Here is a 24853-nt window from a genome sequence, read left to right as displayed (position 1 = left end):
TCATCACCACTCCTCTCTTCAGACCGAAGTCAGAATGTTTCTTTCTGTAAAAATAATTCACGCAGAATCATTTGGTTATCTCCCGCTTTCCAAAAAATTAGCGAACCAATTTCGTATTGGTTTGGTTATTGCTTAATCATTAGCACGATAAGCTTCATTCCATATCAATAACTTATCGTTAATAAAAATAAAGCAATGATGAAAGCGAGCGAACCAATATGGAAAAACCGTCACGGTTTCTGGCAAATTCCAGCACCGCGCTTGAGCAGCTGCGCGGGCTTATCAACCAGCATGAGTCAACACCAGGCATACCGCTGCCCACGGAACGTGAGCTGTCGGACACTCTCGGCGTAGGACGACGTGAAGTGCGTCGCGCGCTGGACGTGCTGGAAGAAGAGGGGCGCATCTGGCGTAAGCAGGGCAAAGGGACCTTTATTGGCCCGGCGGCACCTGTTGAACCGCTGGCCCTTCAGGGATTGGTTCAGCAAACCAACCTTCTGGAAGTGATGGAAGCTCGTCTACAGCTCGAACCCGGCTTAGCCCGGCTTGCGGCACTGCGTGCCACCAGGGAAAACCTCGCGCTGATGCAGCGCATGCTGGAACGCATCGATAAGGTCAGCCCGGATGACCGCGATCTCAACGAACTCTGGGATAGCGCCTTTCACCGGGCGATTGCCGAGGCGGCGGGGAACCGTCTGATGCTCGGCCTGTTTGATGCCATTGATGCCGTGCGGCGTGAACCGGGCTGGCAGCATCTGCGCGAGCTGGCGCGCACCCCCGAACGCGTCGACAGCTATAACGACCACCACCATAAGATCATGTCTGCGATTATCCATCGCCAGCCTAATGAAGCCGCGGCCGCCATGCGCGAACACCTGCTCAGCCTGCAAACCGCCCTGATTCAGGCGATTCACCTCGAGGACGACTTCACGCCATGACGACAATACCCTTTAAGGACGCCACGCCCGTATTGCGAGTGCAAAACCTCAACGTTACGTTTGCTGGCTCGCCGGTTAGCGTGCTGGATGGTATTTCTCTGACCGTCAGAGCGGGCGAAACGCTGGCGCTGGTGGGGGAGTCCGGCTGCGGGAAAAGTATCACCTCACTGGCGCTGATGGGGTTACTGCCTGCCAGCGCGCAGATTGTCAGCGGTGAGATGCAGTTTCGCCGCCACGACCTGCGAAAGCTCTCACCGCGCGAATATGCCGATCTGCGCGGCAGCGAGCTGGCGATGATTTTCCAGGAGCCGATGACCTCGCTCAATCCGGCGTTCACGCTGGGGGACCAGCTCAGCGAAGCGGTGATGCGACACCAGAACGTCTCGCGCGCAGAGGCGATGAAGATCGCGCTGCAGATCCTCGAGAAGGTACAGATCCCCGCGGCAGAGATGCGCCTGAAAGCATATCCCCACCAGCTTTCCGGCGGCATGCGCCAGCGCGTGATGATTGCGATGGCGCTGATTAACCATCCCAAACTGCTGATTGCTGATGAACCCACCACCGCGCTCGACGTCACCATCCAGGCGCAAATCCTCGCCTTGCTCAACGCCTTAAAAGAGGAAACCGGCACGGCGGTGCTGATGATCACCCACGATTTAGGCGTCGTGGCGGAAGTCGCTCAGCAGGTCGCCGTGATGTATGCCGGGCAGGTGGTGGAGCAGGGGAGCGTGGAGGCGATATTCGCCGACCCGCAGCATCCGTACACCATCGGCCTGATGGGCTCGATTCCTTCTCTTGGCGCACGCAAGGGCCAGCTCTCCACCATTCCCGGATCGGTCCCGCTCCCGGAATCCATGCCGAAAGGCTGCCGTTTTGCCACCCGCTGTCCGTTTGCACAGTCCCGCTGCCATGATGAAAAACCGCAGCTCACCGCGCTCGGCGCGGGCCATCAGGTCGCCTGCTTCCGCGTGCCGCTCGAACAGCACATTGCCCTGGGAGAAATCGCATGACCACGCCCATTCTTGAAGCCCGTGACCTCAGCAAGCTTTTCCCCGGCCCCAAAAAGCTCTTTACTCCGGCACGGTTTGTCACGGCGGTCGATCGCGTTTCGCTTTCCGTGATGCCGGGCGAAACGCTGGCGATCGTCGGCGAGTCCGGCTCCGGGAAATCTACGCTCGGTCGTCTGCTGCTGCGCCTGCTGGCCGCCAGCGAAGGGCGCGTGTTTTACCAGGGGGAGGAGATCACCGATGCCTCCGGTGCCCGCCTGAACCAGCTCCGGCGCGAGCTGCAGATTATTTTTCAGGATCCCTTCGCCTCGCTCAACCCGCGCATGACGGTGGAGCAGATCGTCGGGGAGCCGCTGTGGCTGCATCAGAACATGAAAAAAGCGGATCGCCAGTACCGCGTTGCCGAGCTGCTTAAAACCGTTGGCCTGCCTGCCGCCTGGGCCGGACGCTATCCGCACGAGTTTTCCGGCGGGCAGCGCCAGCGTATCGGCATTGCGCGCGCGCTGGCCTCGGGACCGAAGCTGCTGCTGGGGGATGAGCCGGTCTCCGCGCTGGATGTGTCCGTTCAGGCGCAGGTGGTCAACCTGCTGGAAAGCCTGAAGCACCAGCTTGGGCTGACGATGGTGATTGTCGCCCACGGTCTGGCGGTGATCCGCCATATGAGCGACCGCGTGGCGGTCATGTACCTCGGGCAAATCGTCGAGCTTGCCACCGTCGACGAGATCTTCGACGCGCCGCTGCACCCCTATACCCAGGCGCTGATCGCCTCGGCGCCGCAGATGCAGCCGGGCGTTGAGCGAGATGCGCCGCTGCTGCAGGGGGATCTACCCAACCCGGCCAGCCCGCCGTCCGGCTGCCGTTTCCACACCCGCTGCCCGTACGTTACCGATGAATGCCGCCAGGTCGAGCCGATCAATCAGGTGCTCGACGGCGGACGTCAGGTTGTCTGCCACCGCTGGCAGGAGATCAACCGCGATCGCAGCGTTATCCAGGTAGCACCGCCATCCGCCGCTTTTCTGCGCCGCCGCGCGCTGTTTGAACACGCGGCCACTCACTCGTCCCTTCCTTCAAGGAACTCATGATAATGACAATGCGTAATTCTCTTTTGACCGTACTGGGAAGTGTTATGTTGCTTGGCGCGGCGCTGCCCGCCCATTCTGAAAGCGTGCTGCGAATCGGTCTCGGCGCTGACCCGGACATGCTCGACCCGCATCTGGCGCGCACCTACTATGGCCGCTTCGTGTTTGCCTCCCTGTGCGACAGGCTGGTGGACGTGGATGAAAACCTGAAGGTTGTTCCCGGTCTGGCTAAAGACTGGGCGTGGAGTGAGGACGGTAAAACCCTGACGCTCAATCTGCGCGACGGCGTGACCTTCCACGACGGTGAGAAATTCGATGCCGCCGCGGCAAAATACAACCTCGACCGCGCCCTGACCCTGAAAGGCTCCCTGCGTAAGAGCGAGATCTCCTCCGTTGAATCGGTCGAGGTCACCGGCCCGATGCAGATTGCCCTGCATCTGAAAACGCCCGATGCCGCGCTGCTGATGCAGCTCACCGACCGCGCGGGCGCAATGATGGCCCCCGAGGCGGCGAAAAAGCCTGACTTTGCCGCCCACCCGGTCTGCTCTGGCCCGTACAAGTTCGACAGCCGCGTGTCCCAGGACCGCATCGTGCTGACCCGCTTCGACAACTACTGGAACAAAGACGCCTACCACTTCGACAAAATTATCTATCTGCCGATCCCGGATGCCTCCGTGCGCCTCGCGAACCTGCGCGCGGGCGATCTCGACCTGACCGAAGGCATCGCCGCCAGTGACGTTAAAACCGTCGAAGCCGACAGCAAGCTGGCGCTGGCGAAGGTAACCGGCCTGGGCTATCAGGGCATCACCTTCAACATCAACAACGGCAAAGTGCCGGCCAACGATCCGTTCAAGGACGCCCGCGTGCGCGAGGCGTTTTCTCAGGCCATTGACCGCGATGCGTTAAACCAGGTGGTCTTTGAAGGGCTCTACACCCCGGCCAACCAGGCGTTTTCACCGGTCAGCCCGTATCACGTTAACCTGCCGGTTCCGCCGCGTGACGTCGACAAAGCCAAAGCGCTGCTGAAGGCGGCAGGCGTCACCGCGCCGCTGACCGTCAACCTGCTGGTGCCGAACAACCCAACCTCGCAGCAGGTGGGCCAGGTATTGCAGGCGATGGTCGCTGAGGCCGGATTTAACCTGAACCTGCAGATGACCGAATTCGCCACGCTGCTCGATCGCCAGCAGAGCGGTGACTATCAGCTGAGCTTCTCTGGCTGGTCGGGACGCCCGGATCCGGACGGCAGCATCTACGGCTTTATCAACAGCAAAGGCACGCTTAACGACGGCCGCTACAGCAACGCGCAGGTTGACGAATGGCTGACCCAGGCGCGCCAGAGCACCGATCAGGCCGCACGCCAGCCGCTGTACGACAAGGTGGTGAAGCAGTTGCAAACCGACATGCCGATTGCCTACCTCTACTTCGAGCCGCGCATTTTCGGTCTGAACAAAAGCGTGCAGGGCTTTAAGCCGTACCCGGACGGCATCGTGCGTCTGGCGGGTTTGACGCTGGCGAAATAAACGTCCTGAGGAGAACCCATGCTGGAACTGATTTGCAAACGTCTGCTGCTGGCCGTCCCGACGCTATTGCTGGTGAGCATGATGGTGTTCGGGCTGCAAAAGCTGCTGCCCGGCGACCCGCTGATTGCCATGGCCGGGGAGGAGCGCGATCCGGCGGTCATCGCCCAGCTGCGCGCGGAGCTGAACCTCGATGCGCCGATCCCCGTGCAGTATTTCCACTGGCTGACGCGGGCGCTGCAGGGCGATCTGGGCGTCTCCTTACGCACGCACGAACCGGTAACGCAGCTGATTGCCAGCAAGCTGCCGGTCACGCTGGAGCTGTCGCTGCTGGCGATGATTATCGCGCTGGTGTTTGGCATCAGCATGGGGATCCTCGCGGCGGTGAACAAAAACACCTGGGTCGATCACGGGGCGAACTTCGTGGCGATCTCGGGGATCTCGATCCCGCACTTCTGGCTGGGGATCCTGCTGATTCTGGTCTTTTCGGTGAACCTGCAGTGGCTGCCCGCCTCCGGCTACGTGCCGTTCAGTGAAGATCCGATCCAGAACCTGCGCACGCTGCTGCTGCCCGCGTCAGTGCTCGGAACCGGCCTCGCCGCAACGCTGATGCGCCACACCCGTGCCTCGATGATTGCGGTCCTGAAGGCGGATTACATCCGTACCGCGCGGGCTAAGGGGCTGCTGCCGAAAGCGGTGATCCTGAAGCACGCGTTTCGCAACGCGCTGGTGCCGGTCATCACCCTCACCACGCTGCTGTTTGGCGAGCTGCTGGGCGGCGCGGTGCTGACCGAGCAGGTCTTCACCATTCCGGGCTTCGGCAAGATGATCGTCGACTCGGTATTTAACCGTGACTACGCGGTGGTGCAGGGCGTGGTGCTGATCGTGGCGATTGGCTTCCTGATGCTCAACCTGCTGGCCGACGTGCTCTACGTCCTTATCAACCCGAAAATGCGAGGTTAACCATGGCGGAACTGACGACGCAAACCGTTACGCCCGCGCTGCCGCGCGCGCAGAACCGGGTGCTGAAGAAATTCCTCGGCAATAAAAGCGCGGTGATTGGCGCGGTGGTGGTGGGCTTCTTTGTGCTGGTGGCGCTGCTGGCGCCGTGGATCGCCCCGTTCGACCCGGTGAAAGCCAACTTCCTGGCGGTGCGCAAAGCGCCGTCGGCGATGTACTGGTTCGGCACCGACGAGCTGGGGCGCGACATTTTATCCCGCATTATCTGGGGGGCCCGTACCTCGCTGATGGCGGGCTGTATGTCGGTCGTTATCGCGGTGGTTATCGGCGTGCCGCTGGGGCTGGTGGCGGGCTACTTCCAGAAGATGTGGGACGGGGTGATCTCGCGCTTTATTGAGGCGCTGCTGGCCTGTCCGTTCCTGATCATGGCGATCGCGCTGGGGGCATTTTTGGGCCCAAGCCTGACCAACGCAATGATCGCCATCGGTCTTTCGGCAATGCCGATTTTCGCCCGCCTGACGCGCGGCCAGGTGATCGCCATTCGCAACGAAGAGTACATCGACGGCGCGCGGGCGATTGGCCTGCCGGACCGCTGGATCATCATTAAATACGTCCTGCCGAACGTGATGTCGCCGATCCTGGTGCAGGCCACGCTGGCGATTGCCTCGGCGATTATCGCCGAAGCCAGCCTGTCGTTTTTAGGGCTGGGACAGCAGCCGCCCAATCCGTCCTGGGGCTCCATGCTCAACACCGCGAAAGGGTTTCTTGAGCAGGCGTCGTGGATGTCCGTTTTCCCCGGCGTGGCGATTTTCCTCGCCGTGCAGGGCTTTAATTTACTCGGCGACGGGCTGCGCGACGCGCTCGATCCTCGCCACGACTAAGGAGTCATGATGACCAAAGCGCTTGATTTTACGTCCGGTTACGATTCTAGACGCCCGCCGATGCTGGGCCATAACGCCGTTGCCACGTCGCAGCCACTGGCGGCGCAGGCAGGCATGAAAATGCTGCAGCTTGGCGGGAATGCCGTGGATGCGGCCATTGCCACCGCGATGGCGCTAACGGTGGTTGAGCCGACCGGCAACGGGATTGGCAGCGACGCCTTTGCCATCGTCTGGGACGGTGAAAAGCTGCACGGCCTCAACGCGTCCGGCCGTTCGCCTGCCAGCTGGCATGCGGATCTGTTTGCCGGTAAAACGGCTGTGCCGGAAATCGGCTGGGACGCGGTGACCGTGCCGGGCGCGGTCTCCGGCTGGGTCGCCCTGGCGGAACGCTTCGGCACGCTGCCGCTGACCACGCTGGCGCAGCCTGCCATAGACTACGCGCGCAACGGTTTCCCGGTCTCCCCGCTGATCGGCCATCTGTGGCAGCGCGGCTATAGCAAGCTGAAAGATCAGCCGGGCTTTAGCGCCTGCTTCGCGCCGGAAGGCCGCGCCCCGCGCGTGGGGGAAATTTTCCGTAACCCGGCGCAGGCGAACTCGCTGGAGCTGATTGCTAAAACTAACGGCGACGCTTTTTACCGCGGCGAGCTGGCGCAGAAAATTGCTGCTTTTGCCAAAGAACACGGTGCGCACCTGACGGCTGAAGATCTGGCAAACCACCGCGTGGACTGGGTAGAGCTGCTGTCGCGCGACTTCGCGGGCGGCTCGGTGCAGGAGCTGCCGCCAAACGGCCAGGGGATCGCCACCCTGATTGCGCTCGGCATTCTGGAGCAGTGCGGTATTGAGAAGCATCACCCGGATTCCGTGCAGTCCCTGCACCTGTCCATCGAGGCGATGAAGCTGGCGCTGGCGGATCTCGACCGCTACGTGGCGGATGAAGAACACATGGCGTTCGCGGCGAAAGAGCTGCTGAGCGACCACTATCTGGAGTCGCGTGCGGCGCTTATCGATCACGATAAGGCCTCAGACTTCGTTTACGGTTCCCCGACGCAGAGCGGCACGGTCTACATCAGCACCGCCGACGCCAGCGGGATGATGGTCTCGTTTATTCAGTCCAACTATATGGGCTTCGGTTCAGGCATCGTGGTGCCGGATACGGGGATCAGCCTGCAAAACCGGGGTTGCGGGTTTGTGCTGGATCCCAATCACCCGAACGCGCTGGCGGGCAGCAAGCGTCCGTTCCACACCATCATTCCGGGCTTTGCGATGGACGGTAACGGCCAGCCGCTGATGTCCTTTGGCGTGATGGGCGGCCCGATGCAGGCGCAGGGGCACATGCAGATGGCGCTGCGCATTATGCTGCACGGACAAAACCCGCAGGCGGCAATCGACGCCCCGCGCTGGCGCGTGGTGCAGGGCAGGGAAGTGATCGTTGAATCGACGTTCGATCGTAATACGATTGCCGCGCTGCGCGAACGCGGGCATCAGATCGTGGTGGAAGATCCGCTTCAGGATTACAACTTCGGCGGGGCGCAGGTGATTTACCGCCTGCCGGAAGGGCACTACGTGGCCGCGACGGAAAGCCGCAAAGACGGGCAGGCGTTGGTGAGCTAAATAACGCCCGGTGGCGCTGCGCTTACCGGGCCTACTCTGTGCTCTTTGTAGGCCGGGTAAGGCGTAGCCGCCACCCGGCTTTTATTCACCCAATGCTAAACGGATCCGCATCCTGCCACGCCGGAAACTTCTCCCGATACTCCTTCAGCGCCGTCAACGACAGCTCAGCATCAATGCGCGTCGCCTGATGCGGCTCGGCGGTGGCAATTATCTCGCCCTGCGGATTCACCACCCGGCTGTCGCCGCGGTAGTGATGTCCGTTGCCGTCCGTTCCCACGCGGTTACAGCCCACCACGTACGCCTGGTTCTCAATCGCGCGCGCCACCAGCAGCGACTGCCAGTGCAGGGAGCGCGGCGCAGGCCAGTTGGCGACATACAGCGCCAGGTCGTAATCGTTGCGGTTGCGCGACCACACCGGGAAGCGCAGGTCGTAGCAAACCAGCGGCAGAATACGCCAGCCGCGCCACTCGAACACCACGCGCTCGTGACCCGCTTCATAGTGATGATGCTCATCCGCCATGCGGAACAGGTGGCGCTTATCGTAAAAGTGCACTTTCCCGTCGGGCTCCACCAGCAGGAAGCGGTTCACCGGCCCGCGCTCCGTTTGCAGGGCGGCGCTACCCGCGATCAGCGCGTTGGTCTGCTGCGCTTTGGCATGCATCCAGGCGACCACCTCATCCTGCGGCATTGACTGTTGTGCCGCTTCCATGGCGAAGCCGGTCGTGAACATCTCCGGCAGGACAATCACATCACGCCCGGTAATCTCTTCCAGTTGACGATCGAAGTGGCGCAGGTTGGCGGGGCCATCCATCCACACTAAAGGTTGCTGCAAAATAGAAATCTTCAGACCAGGCACAATTCAGACTCCTCAAACGACCGCTTTTTGACACTGTAGCACGTCATTACGAGAAAATGTGGCAATAAAAAACCCCGCTCAGGGCGGGGTTTGTCAGAGCGAAACGCGTTACGCCGCTTCAGGCTTGCGGTGCTTCTCCGGCAGCTTTACCGGCTGCGTCGCCAGCTCGTCCGGTTCGAAATCATCCACGTTAATACTGCGCAGACGGCTCTCTTCGGCTTTCACCAGCAGAGCGGCTTCATCTTTATTGATAATGCCACCGGCCAGCGCCTGTTGTGCCAGTTCGTCCAGACGGGTAAACGGCAGGTTTTTGCCCAGCTGTTTACAGATCTTCTGGTGAATCGGATCGGCAGCCATCACGTCCAGCAGCGCCTCTTCCAGCAGACCCACCGGGTTATGCGGCGTCGGCGTCAGATACTGACCACGACCGATACGGGAGCGGGTTGCGCTCGGTACCTGCAGGATCTTCGCCACCTTGTGGTCCAGCTTGTCGGACGGCGCCAGGTGGTGACGACCGGTCGGGAAGATCACCGCGCGCAGAGCGCCCGCCACGAAGCGGTTCGGGAAGTTCGCCAGCAGGTCGTCAATCGCCTGTTCAGCCTGATACATCGCATCCTGAACGCCCCAGTGCACCAGCGGCAGATCCGCTTCCTGACGGCCTTCGTCGTCGTAGCGCTTCAGGACCGCAGAGGCCAGGAAGATCTGGCTCAGCACATCGCCCAGACGAGCAGAGATACGCTCGCGACGCTTCAGGCTGCCGCCCAGCACCGCCATGGAGACGTCAGACAGCAGAGCCAGGTTGGCGCTCAGACGGTTCAGATGCTGGTAATAACGTTTGGTCGCATCGCCGGTCGGCGTCGCGCTGGTAAGACCGCGCGTCAGGCCCAGCCAGAAGCTGCGCACCTTGTTGCTGCCCACGTGACCGATATGCTTGAACAGCAGCTTATCGAAGGCATCCACGTCGTTGTTCTGCGCAGCGGCCATCTCTTCCAGCACGTACGGATGGCAGCGAATTGCGCCCTGACCGAAGATCATCATGCTGCGGGTCAGGATGTTTGCCCCTTCCACGGTGATGGCAATCGGTGCGCCCTGATAGCCGCGCGCCAGGAAGTTGCCTTCGCCGAGCATAATGCCTTTACCGCCTGCGATATCCATCGCGTCAATGATCGACTGCTGCGCGCGGTGGGTACAGTGGTACTTCACAATCGCGGACAGCACGGCCGGTTTTTCGCCCAGCATAATGCCGTAGGTAATCAGAGAAGCAGCGGCATCCATCACGTATGCGTTGCCCGCGATACGCGCCAGCGGCTCTTCGATACCTTCCATCTTGCCGATGGAGATTTTGAACTGACGGCGGATGTGAGCGTAAGCACCAATCCCCATCGCGACCGACTTCAGACCGCCGGTTGAGTTCGACGGCAGGGTAATACCGCGGCCGACCGACAGACATTCCACCAGCATACGCCAGCCCTGGCCGGCCATTTTCGGACCGCCGATGATGTAATCAATCGGCACAAAGATATCCTGACCGCGGGTCGGACCGTTCTGGAACGGCACGTTCAGCGGGAAGTGACGGCGACCAATTTCAACGCCTGGGGTAGAGGTTGGGATCAGCGCACAGGTAATGCCCAGATCTTCATCGCCGCCCAGCAGTTTTTCCGGGTCAGAGAGTTTAAAGGCCAGACCCAGCACGGTGGCGATAGGCGCCAGGGTGATATAACGCTTGTTCCAGGTCAGGCGCATGCCCAGTACCTGCTCGCCCTGCCATTCACCCATGCAGACCACGCCGGTATCCGGGATCGCGCCCGCATCGGAGCCTGCTTCCGGGCTGGTCAGCGCGAAGCAAGGGATTTCCTGACCGCGTGCCAGACGCGGCAGGTAGTGATCTTTCTGCTCTTCGGTACCGTAATGCTGCAGCAGTTCGCCCGGGCCTAAGGAGTTAGGCACGCCAACGGTAATGGCCAGGATCCCGGAAACGCCTGCCAGCTTTTGCAGGACGCGAGCCTGAGCGTAAGCGGAGAATTCCAGACCGCCGTACTCTTTCTTGATGATCATCGCGAAGAAGCGATGTTCTTTCAGATACGCCCACAGCTCTGGCGGCAGGTCGGCCATTTCATGGGTGATGGCAAAGTCGTTTGCCATGCGGCACGCTTCTTCCACCGGGCCGTCAATAAAGGCCTGCTCTTCAGCGGTCAGGCGCGGCTGCGGATAGTTATGCAGCTTTTTCCAGTCCGGGTTGCCCTGGAACAGATCGCCTTCCCACCAGGTGGTACCCGCGTCAATCGCTTCTTTCTCGGTACGCGACATGGGCGGCATCACTTTGCGGAAGCCTTTGAACACCGGCGCAGAGATCATTGATTTACGCATCGGCGCCAGGTTAAACGGCAGAAGAATGATGGCAAGAGGGACTAAAAGCCAGATATTCCAGAGACCTGCGACGCCAAGCGCAGCCGTCCAGGCCAGAAGAATCAGGCTGCTCAGGAATAAACTTACGCGGTGATAGAACAGCACACCGAGCAGTACAACGGTTGCGAGAATGCTCAAAATCATCATAAAGAAATGCTCCCTTGCTTGTAGGAGGTCTGACCACTTGTGATGCTATGGTTGTAGTTGATGTGAATTCCTTTAGCAATGTGTTTACAAAATAATTACAACCTGGTTCACATTGTTCGTGTTTTAGCCGGCACAAAAAATCAAAACGCCGGACGATTCGCATGGCTTTAGCTTCTCGCTTTTCCCGCTATCCGGTACACTCCACTGTGTTATTTCATCAATACTGAAGGATTATCCTCATGTACCAGGATCTTATTCGTAACGAACTGAACGAAGCGGCGGAAACGCTGGCGAACTTTCTGAAAGATGATGCCAATATTCACGCTATTCAGCGCGCAGCGGTCCTGCTGGCCGACAGCTTCAAAGCCGGTGGCAAAGTGCTCTCCTGCGGTAACGGCGGTTCCCACTGTGACGCTATGCACTTCGCAGAAGAGCTGACCGGACGCTATCGCGAAAACCGCCCGGGCTACCCGGCGATTGCGATTTCCGACGTGAGCCACATCTCCTGCGTAGGCAACGACTTCGGTTACGACCACATCTTCTCCCGCTACGTTGAAGCGGTAGGCCGCGAAGGCGACGTGCTGCTGGGGATTTCTACCTCCGGCAACTCCGGCAACGTGATCAAAGCGATCGCCGCCGCGCGTGAAAAAGGGATGAAAGTCATCACCCTGACCGGTAAAGATGGCGGTAAGATGGACGGTACAGCGGATGTCGAAATTCGCGTTCCGCACTTCGGTTATGCTGACCGTATTCAGGAAATTCACATCAAAGTGATCCACATCCTGATCCAGCTGATCGAAAAAGAGATGGTTAAGTAAGACTTCGCTGGGGGCACTCTTGCCCCCGCTGTTGTGGAGGTGACGTATGTGCGAACTGCTCGGGATGAGCGCCAATGTGCCAACCGATATCTGCTTTAGTTTCACCGGGCTGGTTCAGCGCGGTGGAGGAACCGGGCCGCATAAAGACGGCTGGGGCATCACCTTCTACGAAGGCAAAGGGTGTCGCACGTTCAAAGATCCACAGCCCAGCTTTAACTCACCGATTGCCAAACTGGTGCAGGACTACCCCATCAAGTCCCGCTCGGTGATCGCCCACATCCGGCAGGCAAACCGCGGCGAAGTGGCGCTGGAAAATACCCATCCGTTTACCCGCGAGCTGTGGGGCCGTAACTGGACATACGCGCACAACGGGCAACTCACGGGCTATAAGTCGCTGGAGACGGGCAATTTCCGCCCGGTCGGCGAAACGGACAGTGAAAAAGCCTTCTGCTGGCTGCTGCACAAGCTGACGGAGCGCTATCCCCGCACGCCCGGCAACATGGCCGCCGTATTCAAATACATCGCGACGCTGGCGTCAGAACTGCGTGAAAAAGGCGTGTTCAACATGCTGCTCTCTGACGGGCGCTACGTGATGGCGTTCTGCTCGACGAATCTGTTCTGGATCACCCGCCGCGCACCGTTTGGCGTTGCGACGCTGCTGGATCAGGATGTGGAAATAGACTTTCAGAAGGAGACCACACCGAACGATGTGGTCACTGTTATCGCAACGCAGCCGCTGACGGGCAACGAAACCTGGCAAAAGATTATGCCAGGCGAGTGGGTGCTATTTTGTCTCGGGGACCGTGTAATTTGACGCCAGCTGCGGGTGGACGACTTCGTGGCTCAGCGGTTTGCTGACCACGTAACGGCCATCGACGATAGAGACCACCGGTGGCTTGTGGGTCTGCTCAAAGTAGTCGTAACCTGGCTTCAGCTGTTTCCAGAAATCCGCGTAGTATGAGTACTTGTGACGCGCCATGTTGGCGTCCGTCATGCGGAACGGATAGATGCTGACCTGTACGTTAGGCTGCCCAAAGACCAGTGCGCCCGTCACGAACTGGAAAATCTCATCAATGCCGGAGTCGGTCATCGCATAACAGCCGATAGACACGCAGGCACCGTGGATCATCAGATATTTACCTTCATAACCGTGTGCACGGTCATAGGCATTCGGGAAGCCGATGTTAATGGCTTTATAGAAGCGGCTGTCAGGCTTGAGCTGGCTGCGCTGAACGTTGTAGAACCCTTCCGGACTTTTGAAATCGCCCTGGCGTTGTTTTGGCCCCAGCCCGCCGGAGTAGTTACAAATTTTGTAACTATCAAGCAGCTGATATGTCTCGCCCATTTTCACAAACAGATCGAGAGTGCGTTCTTCCTTGAAGATTTGAATATAAACCGGCGATCCCATTAACTGCTGTTTATATTCCTTGCTGACCGGCGTCGTTGAGCTATTACTGCTGAGCAGTCCGGCAAACGACATGCACGGAATCAGAAGCATCGCAATGAACAATGCGATTTTACGCATACTACTAGTTCCTTGATAAAACCATGACCAACTTGCCAGGACGGCAAAAGAGACCCGAAATCAGATTATTCTGTTAGGAGCGCTCACATTAGCACCGCTATAGATTTTCGCAAGAGCCGGGCGGTGAGTTTACAAATTAGTTTTACTTTATAAACCATCAAAATTGCGATGGCTCCAGGAACTTTGCGCATTAGCTCGCAATTTGGCGCGCGCGACGGCGGATTCTCTGCCCGCGAGGAGGTGAAAATGTTACACTTTGCGCCCACTGGATTGTTGTTCATGGAAACCTGCTAACCACATGTTTAAAATCAAAAAAGGACTTAATCTGCCGATTGCAGGCGTGCCAGCGCAGCACGTTTCGACAGGCGCAATCGTCCGTCATGTCGCCATTTTGGGCGACGACTACCTGGGAATGCGTCCTTCAATGCTGGTACAGGAGGGCGATCGCGTTATCAAAGGACAGGCGCTCTTCGAGGACAAAAAAAATCCCGGCGTGATGTTCACGGCACCCGCGAGCGGCACCGTTGTGGCGATCAACCGCGGCGAACGGCGCGTTCTACAATCCGTGGTTATCCGCATCGAAGGCGATGAACAGCGTGAATTTGCCCATTACGACGCCGCAGAGCTCGCGTCGCTGAACCGCGACGCCGTTCAGGCTCAACTGCTGTCGTCCGGTTTATGGACCGCGCTTCGTACACGTCCCTTCAGCAAATCTCCTGTTCCGGGCACGGAACCGGCCGCGGTTTTCGTCACGGCAATCGACACCAACCCGCTTAGCGTGGACCCGCAGCCGGTTATCCTGGCACAGCGAAAAGCCTTCGATGCCGGGCTGACCGTTTTAACCCGCCTCACGTCCGGGAAAGTCCACGTTTGCCAGGCCGGCGGCGGCAAGCTCGGCGGGCATCCGCAGGGGCAGGTCACGTTTAATGAGTTTGCTGGTCCACATCCGGCAGGTCTGGTCGGGACGCACATCCATTTCCTTGAGCCAGTAAGCCTGACGAAGCGGGTCTGGCATCTTAATTATCAGGACGTCATCGCCATCGGTAAGCTTTTTACTACGGGTGAACTCAGCGCTGAACGGATCGTCGCCATCGGCGGACCGCAGGCCGCAAACCCGCGCCTGGTAAAAACGCTGCTGGGCGCAGACATCACGGAACTGCTGATGGGGGAAACGAAAGAGGGGGAAAACCGCCTGATTTCCGGTTCGGTCCTCAGCGGGCGCCATGCTGTTAATGCGCACGCGTACCTTGGGCGTTTCCATTTGCAGGTGAGCATTGTGCAGGAGGGACGTGAGAAAGAGCTGTTCGGCTGGGTTCTGCCCGGTGCGGAAAAATACTCCGTCACCCGGACTACGCTGGGCCATTTCCTGCGTAATAAGCTGTTTAGCTTCTCGACCAGCACGCACGGTGGCGAGCGCGCCATGGTCCCGATTGGCAACTACGAGCGCGTCATGCCGCTGGATATTCTACCCACCGTGCTGTTGCGTGATCTCCTTGCTGGCGATACCGACGGCGCGCAGGCGCTGGGCTGTCTTGAGCTTGACGAAGAAGATCTGGCGCTCTGTACCTATGTCTGTGCGGGAAAATACGAATATGGACCGGTATTGCGCGAGGTGTTAACCCGCATTGAGCAGGAAGGATAACCGATGGGCTTAAAACACCTCTTTGAAAAAATTGAGCCGCACTTTACCGAAGGGAAGCTCAAAAAATACTACCCGCTGTATGAAGCAACGGCGACCATTTTCTACACGCCGGGGCTGGTGACGAAAGGGGCGGCGCACGTGCGCGACGCCATCGACCTGAAACGCATGATGATCCTGGTGTGGTTTGCGGTCTTCCCGGCGATGTTCTGGGGCATGTACAACGTTGGCTTGCAGACCATTCCGGCGCTGCACCACATGTACGATGCCCAGCAGCTGGCGCAGGTGATCCAGTCTGACTGGCACTACCGTCTGGCGCAGTCGCTAGGGGTAAGCTTTGCCGCAGACGCGGGCTGGCTGAGCATGATGACGCTGGGCGCGGTTTTCTTCCTGCCGATTTACATCACGGTCTTTATCGTGGGCGGCTTCTGGGAAGTGCTGTTTGCCATCATCCGTAAACATGAGATCAACGAAGGCTTCTTCGTGACCTCTATTCTGTTTGCCCTGATTGTTCCCCCGACGCTGCCGCTCTGGCAGGCGGCGCTTGGCATCAGTTTCGGCGTGGTGATTGCCAAAGAGATCTTCGGCGGCACCGGGCGGAACTTCCTTAACCCGGCGCTGGCGGGACGTGCCTTCCTGTTCTTTGCTTACCCGGCGCAGATCTCCGGGGACCTGGTGTGGACGGCAGCCGACGGTTTCTCCGGCGCGACGCCGCTTTCACAGTGGGCGGCACACGGCGGCGAAACGCTGGTTAACAACGCGACGGGTCTGCCTGTGACCTGGTTTGATGCCTTTATTGGCAACATTCCGGGCTCCATTGGGGAAGTCTCTACGCTGATGATTTTGCTTGGCGGTGCGATCATTCTTTTTGGTCGTGTGGCCTCCTGGCGGATTGTTGCGGGCGTGATGATCGGCATGGTGCTGACCGCCACCTTGTTCAACGTTATCGGTTCGACCACCAACCCGATGTTCTCGATGCCGTGGTACTGGCATCTGGTGCTGGGTGGCTTCGCGTTCGGCATGATGTTCATGGCGACGGACCCCGTCTCGGCCTCGTTTACTGACAAAGGTAAATGGAGCTATGGCGTGCTCATTGGCGCGATGTGCGTCCTGATTCGCGTGGTCAACCCGGCGTATCCGGAAGGGATGATGTTGGCCATTCTGTTTGCCAACCTGTTTGCGCCGCTCTTCGATTACCTGGTGGTGCGGGCCAATATCAAACGGAGGAAGGCGCGTGGCTGAGGTTAAAAATAACGACAGCATCAGCAAAACGCTGCTGGTGGTGCTGGTGCTCTGTCTGGTCTGTTCCATCGTCGTCGCTGGTTCTGCCGTGGGGTTAAAACCCCGGCAGCAGGAGCAACGCGCGCTGGATAAACAGCGCAACATCCTGGCCGTGGCCGGGCTGATGCAGGAAGGAATGAGCGCAGACGACGTTTCGGCCGTCTTTGCTGAACGTATTTCGGCGCGCCTGGTGGATTTAAAAACGGGTGAACTGCTGGATAAAGACCCGGCAACATTCAACCAGGCGCTGGCGCTGAAAGATCCGCAGATGAGCTTGACGCTGGAGGCATCGCAAGATCCCGCCGGGATTAAGCGTCGCAGCAACCTGGCCGAAATCTATCTGGTTCGCGATCCCCAAAAACGCATTCAGGAAATGGTACTGCCTGTTTACGGTAACGGACTGTGGTCAATGATGTACGCCTTTGTGGCACTGGATACGGATGGCCGCACGGTCAAAGGCATTACGTATTACGACCAGGGCGAAACGCCGGGGTTGGGTGGCGAAGTTGAGAACCCTAACTGGCGGGCACAGTTTGTCGGCAAGAAAGTGCTCGACGATAACGGTCTGCCTGCGCTGAAGGTGATGAAAGGGGCGGCACGTCCCGGTGACGACTATGCCGTAGACGGGCTCTCCGGCGCCACGCTCACCTCAAAAGGCGTGCAGCACAGTTTTGATTTCTGGATGGGCGAGCTGGGCTTTGGTCCCTTCCTGAAAAACGTACGTGAAGGAGCGCTGAACAATGGCTGATGCCGGTGAACTGAAAGAAGTCAAAAAGGTGCTCATTGGCCCACTGCTCGCCAATAACCCGATCACGCTGCAGGTGCTGGGCGTCTGTTCGGCCCTGGCGGTGACGACCAAGCTGGAAACGGCGGTGGTAATGACGCTGGCGGTAACGCTGGTCACGGCGTTCTCCAGCATGTTTATCTCGATGATCCGCCACCACATTCCCAACAGCGTGAGGATCATCGTGCAGATGGCGATCATCGCCTCGCTGGTGATCGTGGTCGATCAGCTGCTGCGCGCCTTCGCCTATGAAACCTCCAAACAGCTCTCGGTGTTTGTTGGGCTGATTATCACCAACTGTATCGTGATGGGGCGTGCGGAAGCGTACGCCATGAAAATGCCGCCGCTGGCGAGCTTTATGGACGGTATCGGCAACGGCCTGGGCTACGGCGCGATCCTGCTGACCGTGGGGTTCCTGCGAGAGCTGATTGGCAGCGGCAAGCTGTTTGGCATTACGGTGCTGGACACGGTGCAGAACGGCGGCTGGTATCTGCCAAACGGCCTGTTCCTGCTGGCCCCTAGCGCATTTTTCATTATCGGTTTGTTGATCTGGCTGATTCGTACGTTGAGACCAGAACAGCAGGAAAAGGAGTAACCGACGATGGCTCATTACCTGAGTTTGTTTGTGCGCGCGGTGTTTGTTGAAAACATGGCGCTCGCGTTTTTCCTCGGCATGTGTACGTTCCTTGCCGTGTCTAAAAAGGTCTCCACGGCATTTGGCCTGGGCGTGGCGGTTACCGTGGTGCTCGGCTTGTCTGTACCGATTAACAATCTGGTGTACAACTTTGTGCTGCGGGACGGCGCGCTGGTGGAAGGGGTTGATCTCAGCTTCCTGAACTTCATTACCTTTATCGGGGTGATCGCGGCGCTGGTGCAAATACTCGAGATGATCCTCGATAAGTATTTCCCGTCGCTGTACAACGCGCTGGGGATCTTCCTGCCGCTGATCGCGGTGAACTGCGCCATCTTTGGCGGCGTCTCGTTTATGGTTCAGCGTGATTACAACTTCAGTGAATCCGTGGTGTACGGTTTTGGTTCCGGTATCGGCTGGATGCTGGCGATTGTCACCATGGCGGGGATCCGCGAGAAAATGAAATATGCCAACGTGCCTGCGGGTCTGCGTGGCTTAGGGATCACCTTTATCACCACCGGGCTGATGGCGCTGGGCTTTATGTCCTTCTCCGGTGTGCAGCTATAAGGGCTAACAGATGGAAATAATTCTTGGCGTGGTGATGTTCACGCTGATTGTACTGGTGCTGTCGGGGCTGATTCTGGCCGCACGCGCGAAGCTGGTGAATTCCGGCGACGTGGTGATTGATATTAACGACGACCCGCAGAACCAGATCCGCACGCCAGCGGGGGACAAGCTGCTCAACACGCTATCCGGTAACGGCATTTTTGTATCCTCGGCCTGCGGCGGCGGCGGCTCCTGCGGGCAGTGCCGCGTGACGATAAAAGAGGGCGGTGGCGATATCCTTCCCACCGAGCTGGCGCACATCACGAAACGTGAGGCAAAAGAGGGCTGCCGTCTGGCCTGTCAGGTTGCCGTGCGCCAGAACATGAAGATTGAGCTGCCGGAAGAGATCTTCGGCGTTAAAAAATGGGAATGCGAGGTTATCTCTAATGATAACAAAGCCACCTTTATTAAAGAGCTGAAGCTGCGAGTGCCGGAAGGGGAAGATGTTCCGTTCCGCGCCGGGGGATACATTCAGATTGAGTGTCCTGAGCATACCGTGGCCTATGCGGACTTCGACGTGCCGGATGAATACCGCGCCGACTGGGACAAATTCAATCTCTTCCGCTTTGTCTCTGAGGTAAAAGAGCCGACGCTGCGCGCCTACTCGATGGCCAACTACCCGGAAGAGAAGGGCATTATCATGCTCAACGTGCGTATCGCCACGCCGCCACCGAATGTGCCGGACGCGCCGCCGGGCGTGATGTCGTCATACATCTGGTCTCTGAAGCCGGGAGATAAGGTGACCATCTCCGGCCCGTTCGGGGAGTTCTTCGCGAAAGATACCGACGCGGAAATGGTCTTTATCGGCGGCGGTGCCGGTATGGCCCCGATGCGCTCGCACATCTTTGACCAGCTCAAGCGGCTGGGGAGCCAGCGTAAGATCAGCTTCTGGTACGGGGCGCGCTCGCTGCGCGAGATGTTCTATGATGATGAGTTTGAACAGCTGGCGCGTGAAAACCCGAATTTTAGCTTCCACGTTGCGCTTTCCGATCCGCAGCCGGAAGATAACTGGACGGGCTATACGGGGTTCATCCACAACGTGCTGTATGAAAACTACCTCAAGCAGCACCCGGCCCCCGAGGACTGCGAGTTCTATATGTGTGGTCCGCCGATGATGAACGCCGCCGTGATTAAGATGCTAAAAGATCTCGGTGTTGAAGATGAGAACATCATGCTCGATGACTTTGGAGGCTGATGATGCTGACGTTTCTGGCAACCTTTGTGGTTTTTGTGCTTGTCATCTTCGGCATGTCGTTAGGCTGGATCGTTAAGCGGAAAAGCATTCAGGGCAGCTGCGGCGGTATTTCCTCCATTGGGATGGAAAAGGTCTGCGACTGCCCGGAGCCGTGCGATGCGCGGAAAAAAAGAATGGCCCGCGAGCAGCAGCGCATTATTTAGTCGTGTAGGTCGGGTAAGGCGAAGCCGCCACCCGACAATTCCCACGCACACTTCTCAACCCTTATTTATTTACTGTATACTTATCCAGTGATGAGTGAGGGCTTACTATGCGCAAAATAATCCATGTCGATATGGACTGCTTTTTTGCCGCAGTGGAGATGCGTGACAACCCGGCGCTGCGGGATATTCCCATCGCCATTGGCGGCAGCCGCGTTCAGCGTGGTGTCATCAGCACCGCCAACTATCCTGCGCGCAAATTTGGCGTGCGCAGCGCGATGCCGACGGCGATGGCCTTAAAGCTTTGCCCTCATCTCACGCTTCTGCCCGGCCGGTTTGAAGCCTATAAAGAGGCTTCCCTTCATATTCGGGAAATCTTCTCCCGCTATACCTCTCTGATAGAGCCGCTGTCGCTGGACGAAGCCTATCTGGATGTCACCGACAGCGTGCACTGCCACGGCTCCGCCACGCTGATGGCTCAGGAGATCCGCCAGACGATTTTCAACGAGCTGAATCTGACGGCGTCTGCGGGCGTCGCGCCCGTTAAATTCCTCGCCAAAATTGCCTCCGATTTAAATAAGCCCAACGGCCAGTACGTCATCACGCCGGAAGAGGTGCCTGCGTTTTTGAAAACACTGCCGCTCGGCAAAATCCCCGGAGTAGGAAAAGTTTCTGCCGCAAAGCTGGAAAGCATGGGGTTACGGACCTGCGAAGACGTGCAGCGAAGCGATCTCGCCATGCTGCTTAAGCGCTTCGGGAAGTTTGGCCGCGTGCTGTGGGAGCGCAGCCAGGGGATTGACGATCGCGATGTGAACAGCGAACGGCTACGTAAATCCGTCGGCGTTGAGCGCACTCTCATTGAAGATATTCATGACTGGTCCGAATGCGAAACCATTATCACGGAACAGCTTTACCCTGAGCTGGAACGACGCTTAAGCAAGGTGAAGCCTGACCTGCTGATTGCCCGTCAGGGTATCAAATTAAAATTCAACGACTTCCAGCAGACCACTCAGGAACACGTCTGGCCGCGTCTGAATAAAGACGATCTTATCGCGACGGCGAAAAAGGCATGGGAAGAGCGCCGGGGCGGGCGAGGGGTGAGGCTGGTGGGATTGCACGTCACGCTGCTGGATCCGCAGTTAGAGCGACAGCTGGTATTAGGGCTGTAGAGTGCTTTAATCGTAGGCCCGGTAAGCGAAGCGCCACCGGGCATCAAACGGCTAATTACTTAACGGGGATCGCTTTCAGCAGTTCAGTCAGCAGCGTCCAGTAGTGACCGACGCTTTCGATATGAACCTGCTCATCCGGCGAGTGCGGACCGGTAATGGTTGGCCCGATGGACACCATATCCATATCCGGATACGGTTTCTTGAACAGACCACATTCCAGACCGGCGTGGATCACCTGGATGTTCGGGGTGCTGTTGAACAGACGCTGATAGGTTTCACGCACCAGCGCCATCACCGGAGAACTTGCATCCGGCTGCCAGCCCGGGTAGCTGCCTTTTGCAGACGTTTTCGCGCCCGCCAGCGTGCCCAGAGATTCCAGCATGCTCACCACGTACTCTTTACCGCTGTCGATCAGGGAACGGATCAGGCAGATGATTTCCGCGCTGTCGTCGCTCATGGTCACCACGCCCACGTTCAGTGAGGTTTCCACCACGCCTTTCGCCACGTCAGAGTTGCGGATCACGCCGTTTGGCGTCGCGTTCAGCAGCTGAACGAAGGTGTCACGAGACTGCGCGGTCAGCGCGGCTTTATCCGTGGATACGGATTCCAGCACCACGGTCAGGTTTTTCTCTTTCGCCGACAGTTCGTTTTTCAGAATATCCAGGTATACGCTGGAGAGTTTTTTCAGCTCGTCCGCTTTTGCCGCCGGTACTGCCACGGTAGTGAACGCTTCGCGCGGGATCGCGTTGCGCAGGGTACCGCCGTTGAAGTCTACCAGACGCAGATCCAGCTCGGCCGCATGGCCTGCCAGGAAGCGCGCCAGCAGCTTGTTGGCGTTACCCAGACCCAGGTGAATATCGCCGCCGGAGTGGCCGCCTTTCAGCCCTTTCAGCGTCAGCTTGAAGGTCTGGAAGCCTGCAGGGATCGCTTCGCGCGACAGCGGCAGGGTAGAGATGAAATCAATCCCGCCCGCGCAGCCCATGTAGATCTCGCCTTCTTCTTCAGAGTCGGTGTTGATCAGGATGTCCGCCTGCAGCCAGTTCGCCTGCAGACCGAACGCGCCGTCCATGCCCGCTTCTTCGGTCATGGTCAGCAGCACTTCCAGCGGACCGTGCTCAACGCTGTCGTCGGCCAGCACGGCCAGCGCAGAGGCCATACCGATGCCGTTATCCGCGCCCAGCGTGGTGCCGCGTGCTTTCACCCAGTCGCCGTCGATGTACGGTTGAATCGGGTCTTTGGTGAAGTCGTGAACGGTGTCGTTGTTCTTCTGTGGCACCATGTCCAGGTGCGCCTGCAGCACAACCGGTTTGCGGTTTTCCATGCCTGCGGTAGCCGATTTGCGGATCAGAATGTTGCCAGCCTGGTCACGTTCAGCATGCAGACCTTTTTCCTTCGCCCAGCCCATAATATGTTCGGCAAGCTGTTCTTCATGGTAGGAAGGGTGTGGAATGGAGCAGATTTTCGCAAAAATATCCCACAGCGGCTGCGGAGATAATTGAGACAGTTCAGACACGATAAGTCTCCTTGTCGAGGCGCTGCAAACAGGGTTGCAGGTCACAGGGTTAGCAGGTTAATAGTTACCACAAGTCAGGCTTGCGAGATGAAACTGAGAATACCACTTTCTCTGCTGGCTGGTAGCATAAAGCATGTAAAAACTCAGGCAGAGGGCGCTAAACACTGGTTTTTAGTGCGTCAGATCTCTATAATCTCGCGCAACCTATTTCCCCCTCGAACACTTTTTAAGCCGTATAAAAACAGGCTGGGACACTTCACATGAGCGAAAAATACGTCGTCACCTGGGACATGTTGCAGATTCACGCACGCAAACTGGCTGCGCGTCTGATGCCTTCCGAACAGTGGAAAGGCATTATTGCCGTCAGCCGTGGCGGTCTGGTACCGGGGGCGCTGCTGGCACGTGAGCTGGGTATTCGTCATGTCGATACCGTTTGCATCTCCAGCTATGACCATGACAACCAGCGTGAGCTGACCGTGCTGAAACGTGCGGAAGGCGACGGTGAAGGCTTCATCGTTATTGATGACCTGGTAGATACCGGCGGTACTGCGGTCGCTATCCGCGAAATGTATCCGAAAGCACATTTCGTCACTATCTTCGCGAAACCTGCTGGCCGCCCGCTGGTTGACGATTACGTGATTGATATCCCGCAGGATACCTGGATTGAACAGCCATGGGATATGGGCGTGGTCTTCGTACCGCCTATTTCAGGCCGTTAATACCAGTACGTAACTTTACACGCCCGGCTATGTCGGGCGTTGTTCTTTTTGGCCTGCCACGCGTTACAATAGTCTTCATATGACGTATTCATGGAGGCAACGCAATGACGCAGGCGAATCTCACCGAGACTCTCTTCAAACCCCGTTTCAAACACCCTGAAACGTCGACGCTGGTGCGTCGCTTTAATCCGGGGACCCAGCCTGCCGTCCAGTCTGCGTTAGACGGCAAAAACGTGCCTCACTGGTATCGCATGATTAACCGCCTGATGTGGATCTGGCGCGGTATTGACCCCCGTGAAATTCTTGATGTGCAGGCACGTATCGTGATGAGCGAATCTGAACGGACCGACAGCGAGCTTTACGATACGGTGGTGGGCTACCGTGGCGGCAACTGGATCTATGAGTGGTCGAAACAGGCGATGCTCTGGCAGCAAAAAGCCAGTCAGGAAGAGGACGCCACGCGCAGCGGCAAGCACTGGCTGCATGCGGCCAATCTCTACGCCATTGCCGCGTATCCACATCTGAAAGGTGATGAGCTGGCGGAGCAGGCCCAGGCGCTGGCGAACCGTGCTTATGAAGAGGCGGCGCAGCGTTTGCCGGGCCAAATGCGCGAGCTTGAGTTCAGCATTCCAGGTGGCGCACCCGTCACCGGGTTCCTGCATATGCCGGAAGGCGACGGCCCGTTCCCGACCGTACTGATGTGCGGTGGGCTGGATTCCCTGCAAATCGATTATTACAGCCTCTTTGAGCGCTATTTCGCACCAAAAGGGATCGCGATGCTGACGCTTGATATGCCCTCAATCGGTTTCTCATCCAAATGGAAACTGACGCAGGATTCGAGCCTGCTGCACCAGCATGCACTAAAAGCGCTGGAGAACATTCCGTGGGTTGACCACACCCGCGTGGCGGCATTCGGCTTCCGTTTTGGCGCGAACGTCGCGGTGCGTCTGGCCTACCTTGAATCGTCTCGTCTGAAAGCCGTCGCCTGCCTTGGTCCGGTCGTTCACGCCCTGCTCAGCGATCCTGCACGTCAGGGGAGCGTACCTGAAATGTACCTTGATGTGCTGGCCAGCCGTCTTGGCATGCATGATGCATCAGACGAAGCGCTGCGTATTGAACTCAATCGCTACTCGTTAAAAACGCAAGGGTTGCTGGGACGTCGCTGCCCAACGCCGATGCTGTCAGGATTCTGGAAAAACGATCCGTTCAGTCCGGAAGAAGAGTCGCGCTTAATCACGTCGTCATCTGCGGATGGCAAATTGCTTGAAGTGCCGTTCAGCCCGGTCTATCAGAATTTCGACAAAGCGCTGAAAGAGATTACGCGCTGGATCGCTCAGAGATTGTGTTAATAGATTGCTAAATTTCGCTGGT

General features: G+C 58.3%; 23 protein-coding genes. 19 read left to right on the top strand and 4 right to left on the bottom strand.

Annotated features, from left to right (window positions below; all coding sequences use genetic code 11):
- Nucleotides 1-218 precede the first annotated feature (218 nt).
- Genes NQ230_RS18875 through NQ230_RS18845 form a run of 7 tightly spaced genes read left to right on the top strand, consistent with a single transcriptional unit; the run spans nucleotide 219 to nucleotide 7993 of the window.
- Nucleotides 219-938, top strand: a complete 720-nt coding sequence (locus NQ230_RS18875) for a FadR/GntR family transcriptional regulator (protein ID WP_023334601.1) — start codon at nucleotides 219-221, stop codon at nucleotides 936-938.
- Complete coding sequence (locus NQ230_RS18870) at nucleotides 935-1948, top strand: ABC transporter ATP-binding protein (protein WP_257258640.1); 1014 nt, start codon at nucleotides 935-937, stop codon at nucleotides 1946-1948. The genes NQ230_RS18875 and NQ230_RS18870 overlap by 4 nt, the downstream gene beginning before the upstream one ends.
- Complete coding sequence (locus NQ230_RS18865) at nucleotides 1945-3027, top strand: ABC transporter ATP-binding protein (protein WP_257258638.1); 1083 nt, start codon at nucleotides 1945-1947, stop codon at nucleotides 3025-3027. The genes NQ230_RS18870 and NQ230_RS18865 overlap by 4 nt, the downstream gene beginning before the upstream one ends.
- A gap of 2 nt (nucleotides 3028-3029) precedes the next feature.
- Entirely contained in the window at nucleotides 3030-4544 is a 1515-nt protein-coding gene (locus NQ230_RS18860) for an ABC transporter substrate-binding protein (RefSeq protein WP_201283089.1), read from the top strand.
- Between the two features lie 18 nt (nucleotides 4545-4562).
- A complete protein-coding gene (locus NQ230_RS18855) occupies nucleotides 4563-5504 on the top strand; it encodes an ABC transporter permease (protein ID WP_159515565.1) in 942 nt (313 codons plus the stop codon).
- 2 nt (nucleotides 5505-5506) lie between these two features.
- The gene (locus NQ230_RS18850) at nucleotides 5507-6382 is read left to right on the top strand and encodes an ABC transporter permease (RefSeq protein WP_257258636.1); all 876 of its coding nucleotides are present in this window, start codon (nucleotides 5507-5509) and stop codon (nucleotides 6380-6382) included.
- Between the two features lie 9 nt (nucleotides 6383-6391).
- Nucleotides 6392-7993 carry a gamma-glutamyltransferase family protein gene (locus NQ230_RS18845; protein ID WP_257261353.1) on the top strand — a complete coding sequence of 534 codons (1602 nt, stop codon included), beginning with the start codon at nucleotides 6392-6394 and terminating at the stop codon, nucleotides 7991-7993.
- A gap of 85 nt (nucleotides 7994-8078) precedes the next feature.
- Here NQ230_RS18845 and NQ230_RS18840 read toward each other — a convergent pair whose 3' ends face one another.
- Both NQ230_RS18840 and fadE read right to left on the bottom strand, forming a co-directional pair.
- Entirely contained in the window at nucleotides 8079-8849 is a 771-nt protein-coding gene (locus NQ230_RS18840; RefSeq protein WP_121425642.1) for an amidohydrolase, read from the bottom strand.
- 108 nt (nucleotides 8850-8957) lie between these two features.
- Nucleotides 8958-11402 carry an acyl-CoA dehydrogenase FadE gene (gene fadE / locus NQ230_RS18835; protein ID WP_257258633.1) on the bottom strand — a complete coding sequence of 815 codons (2445 nt, stop codon included), beginning with the start codon at nucleotides 11400-11402 and terminating at the stop codon, nucleotides 8958-8960.
- Nucleotides 11403-11641: 239 nt separating this feature from the next.
- On the opposite strand from fadE, the gene lpcA reads away from it, so the two are divergent.
- Complete coding sequence (gene lpcA / locus NQ230_RS18830) at nucleotides 11642-12220, top strand: D-sedoheptulose 7-phosphate isomerase (protein WP_010427884.1); 579 nt, start codon at nucleotides 11642-11644, stop codon at nucleotides 12218-12220.
- A gap of 46 nt (nucleotides 12221-12266) precedes the next feature.
- Complete coding sequence (locus NQ230_RS18825; protein WP_010427885.1) at nucleotides 12267-13034, top strand: class II glutamine amidotransferase; 768 nt, start codon at nucleotides 12267-12269, stop codon at nucleotides 13032-13034.
- Here NQ230_RS18825 and dpaA read toward each other — a convergent pair.
- Nucleotides 13005-13745 carry a peptidoglycan meso-diaminopimelic acid protein amidase gene (dpaA, locus tag NQ230_RS18820; protein WP_111965861.1) on the bottom strand — a complete coding sequence of 247 codons (741 nt, stop codon included), beginning with the start codon at nucleotides 13743-13745 and terminating at the stop codon, nucleotides 13005-13007. The genes NQ230_RS18825 and dpaA overlap by 30 nt on opposite strands.
- Before the next feature lie 298 nt (nucleotides 13746-14043).
- Between dpaA and NQ230_RS18815 the strand changes: the two genes are divergently transcribed.
- The 8 genes from NQ230_RS18815 to dinB all read left to right on the top strand — a co-directional run bounded on the left by NQ230_RS18815 (nucleotide 14044) and on the right by dinB (nucleotide 21250).
- Entirely contained in the window at nucleotides 14044-15387 is a 1344-nt protein-coding gene (locus NQ230_RS18815; RefSeq protein ID WP_257258631.1) for a Na(+)-translocating NADH-quinone reductase subunit A, read from the top strand.
- Between the two features lie 3 nt (nucleotides 15388-15390).
- Nucleotides 15391-16626: an NADH:ubiquinone reductase (Na(+)-transporting) subunit B gene (locus tag NQ230_RS18810; protein ID WP_257258630.1), complete on the top strand. Its 1236-nt coding sequence runs from the start codon at nucleotides 15391-15393 to the stop codon at nucleotides 16624-16626.
- A complete protein-coding gene (locus tag NQ230_RS18805; RefSeq protein ID WP_257258629.1) occupies nucleotides 16619-17413 on the top strand; it encodes a Na(+)-translocating NADH-quinone reductase subunit C in 795 nt (264 codons plus the stop codon). The genes NQ230_RS18810 and NQ230_RS18805 overlap by 8 nt, the downstream gene beginning before the upstream one ends.
- The gene (locus tag NQ230_RS18800; protein WP_213329965.1) at nucleotides 17406-18044 is read left to right on the top strand and encodes an NADH:ubiquinone reductase (Na(+)-transporting) subunit D; all 639 of its coding nucleotides are present in this window, start codon (nucleotides 17406-17408) and stop codon (nucleotides 18042-18044) included. The genes NQ230_RS18805 and NQ230_RS18800 overlap by 8 nt, the downstream gene beginning before the upstream one ends.
- A gap of 6 nt (nucleotides 18045-18050) precedes the next feature.
- Nucleotides 18051-18647, top strand: a complete 597-nt coding sequence (gene nqrE / locus NQ230_RS18795; RefSeq protein ID WP_023334613.1) for an NADH:ubiquinone reductase (Na(+)-transporting) subunit E — start codon at nucleotides 18051-18053, stop codon at nucleotides 18645-18647.
- 10 nt (nucleotides 18648-18657) lie between these two features.
- Entirely contained in the window at nucleotides 18658-19881 is a 1224-nt protein-coding gene (gene nqrF, locus NQ230_RS18790; protein ID WP_257258626.1) for an NADH:ubiquinone reductase (Na(+)-transporting) subunit F, read from the top strand.
- Nucleotides 19881-20084: a (Na+)-NQR maturation NqrM gene (gene nqrM, locus NQ230_RS18785; protein ID WP_023615899.1), complete on the top strand. Its 204-nt coding sequence runs from the start codon at nucleotides 19881-19883 to the stop codon at nucleotides 20082-20084. Before nqrF ends, nqrM begins: the two co-directional genes overlap by 1 nt.
- A 107-nt stretch (nucleotides 20085-20191) precedes the next feature.
- Nucleotides 20192-21250: a DNA polymerase IV gene (dinB, locus tag NQ230_RS18780; RefSeq protein WP_159515570.1), complete on the top strand. Its 1059-nt coding sequence runs from the start codon at nucleotides 20192-20194 to the stop codon at nucleotides 21248-21250.
- Nucleotides 21251-21305: 55 nt separating this feature from the next.
- Here the strand turns inward: dinB and pepD are convergent, their stop codons facing one another.
- Nucleotides 21306-22763, bottom strand: a complete 1458-nt coding sequence (gene pepD / locus NQ230_RS18775) for a cytosol nonspecific dipeptidase (protein WP_257258623.1) — start codon at nucleotides 22761-22763, stop codon at nucleotides 21306-21308.
- A 260-nt stretch (nucleotides 22764-23023) separates the two neighbouring features.
- Between pepD and gpt the strand changes: the two genes are divergently transcribed.
- Complete coding sequence (gpt, locus tag NQ230_RS18770; RefSeq protein WP_010427903.1) at nucleotides 23024-23482, top strand: xanthine phosphoribosyltransferase; 459 nt, start codon at nucleotides 23024-23026, stop codon at nucleotides 23480-23482.
- A 104-nt stretch (nucleotides 23483-23586) separates the two neighbouring features.
- Entirely contained in the window at nucleotides 23587-24831 is a 1245-nt protein-coding gene (frsA, locus tag NQ230_RS18765; protein ID WP_063145509.1) for an esterase FrsA, read from the top strand.
- Nucleotides 24832-24853 lie beyond the last annotated feature (22 nt).

The organism is Enterobacter asburiae (genome assembly GCF_024599655.1).
Taxonomy (GTDB): domain Bacteria; phylum Pseudomonadota; class Gammaproteobacteria; order Enterobacterales; family Enterobacteriaceae; genus Enterobacter; species Enterobacter asburiae_D.
This window is presented reverse-complemented; position numbering and strand designations above follow the sequence as displayed.

What these genes read in the sequence shown, in the direction of transcription:
- NQ230_RS18870 (WP_257258640.1), top strand. Translation starts at nt 935, where the DNA reads ATGACGACAATACCCTTTAAGGACGCCACGCCCGTATTGCGAGTGCAA.
- NQ230_RS18850 (WP_257258636.1), top strand. Translation starts at nt 5,507, where the DNA reads ATGGCGGAACTGACGACGCAAACCGTTACGCCCGCGCTGCCGCGCGCG.
- NQ230_RS18825 (WP_010427885.1), top strand. Translation starts at nt 12,267, where the DNA reads ATGTGCGAACTGCTCGGGATGAGCGCCAATGTGCCAACCGATATCTGC.
- NQ230_RS18860 (WP_201283089.1), top strand. Translation starts at nt 3,030, where the DNA reads ATGACAATGCGTAATTCTCTTTTGACCGTACTGGGAAGTGTTATGTTG.
- NQ230_RS18865 (WP_257258638.1), top strand. Translation starts at nt 1,945, where the DNA reads ATGACCACGCCCATTCTTGAAGCCCGTGACCTCAGCAAGCTTTTCCCC.
- NQ230_RS18800 (WP_213329965.1), top strand. Translation starts at nt 17,406, where the DNA reads ATGGCTGATGCCGGTGAACTGAAAGAAGTCAAAAAGGTGCTCATTGGC.
- frsA (WP_063145509.1), top strand. Translation starts at nt 23,587, where the DNA reads ATGACGCAGGCGAATCTCACCGAGACTCTCTTCAAACCCCGTTTCAAA.
- NQ230_RS18855 (WP_159515565.1), top strand. Translation starts at nt 4,563, where the DNA reads ATGCTGGAACTGATTTGCAAACGTCTGCTGCTGGCCGTCCCGACGCTA.
- gpt (WP_010427903.1), top strand. Translation starts at nt 23,024, where the DNA reads ATGAGCGAAAAATACGTCGTCACCTGGGACATGTTGCAGATTCACGCA.
- nqrF (WP_257258626.1), top strand. Translation starts at nt 18,658, where the DNA reads ATGGAAATAATTCTTGGCGTGGTGATGTTCACGCTGATTGTACTGGTG.
- dpaA (WP_111965861.1), bottom strand. Translation starts at nt 13,745, where the DNA reads ATGCGTAAAATCGCATTGTTCATTGCGATGCTTCTGATTCCGTGCATG.
- NQ230_RS18815 (WP_257258631.1), top strand. Translation starts at nt 14,044, where the DNA reads ATGTTTAAAATCAAAAAAGGACTTAATCTGCCGATTGCAGGCGTGCCA.
- lpcA (WP_010427884.1), top strand. Translation starts at nt 11,642, where the DNA reads ATGTACCAGGATCTTATTCGTAACGAACTGAACGAAGCGGCGGAAACG.
- nqrM (WP_023615899.1), top strand. Translation starts at nt 19,881, where the DNA reads ATGATGCTGACGTTTCTGGCAACCTTTGTGGTTTTTGTGCTTGTCATC.
- NQ230_RS18875 (WP_023334601.1), top strand. Translation starts at nt 219, where the DNA reads ATGGAAAAACCGTCACGGTTTCTGGCAAATTCCAGCACCGCGCTTGAG.
- nqrE (WP_023334613.1), top strand. Translation starts at nt 18,051, where the DNA reads ATGGCTCATTACCTGAGTTTGTTTGTGCGCGCGGTGTTTGTTGAAAAC.
- NQ230_RS18810 (WP_257258630.1), top strand. Translation starts at nt 15,391, where the DNA reads ATGGGCTTAAAACACCTCTTTGAAAAAATTGAGCCGCACTTTACCGAA.
- dinB (WP_159515570.1), top strand. Translation starts at nt 20,192, where the DNA reads ATGCGCAAAATAATCCATGTCGATATGGACTGCTTTTTTGCCGCAGTG.
- NQ230_RS18845 (WP_257261353.1), top strand. Translation starts at nt 6,392, where the DNA reads ATGACCAAAGCGCTTGATTTTACGTCCGGTTACGATTCTAGACGCCCG.
- fadE (WP_257258633.1), bottom strand. Translation starts at nt 11,402, where the DNA reads ATGATGATTTTGAGCATTCTCGCAACCGTTGTACTGCTCGGTGTGCTG.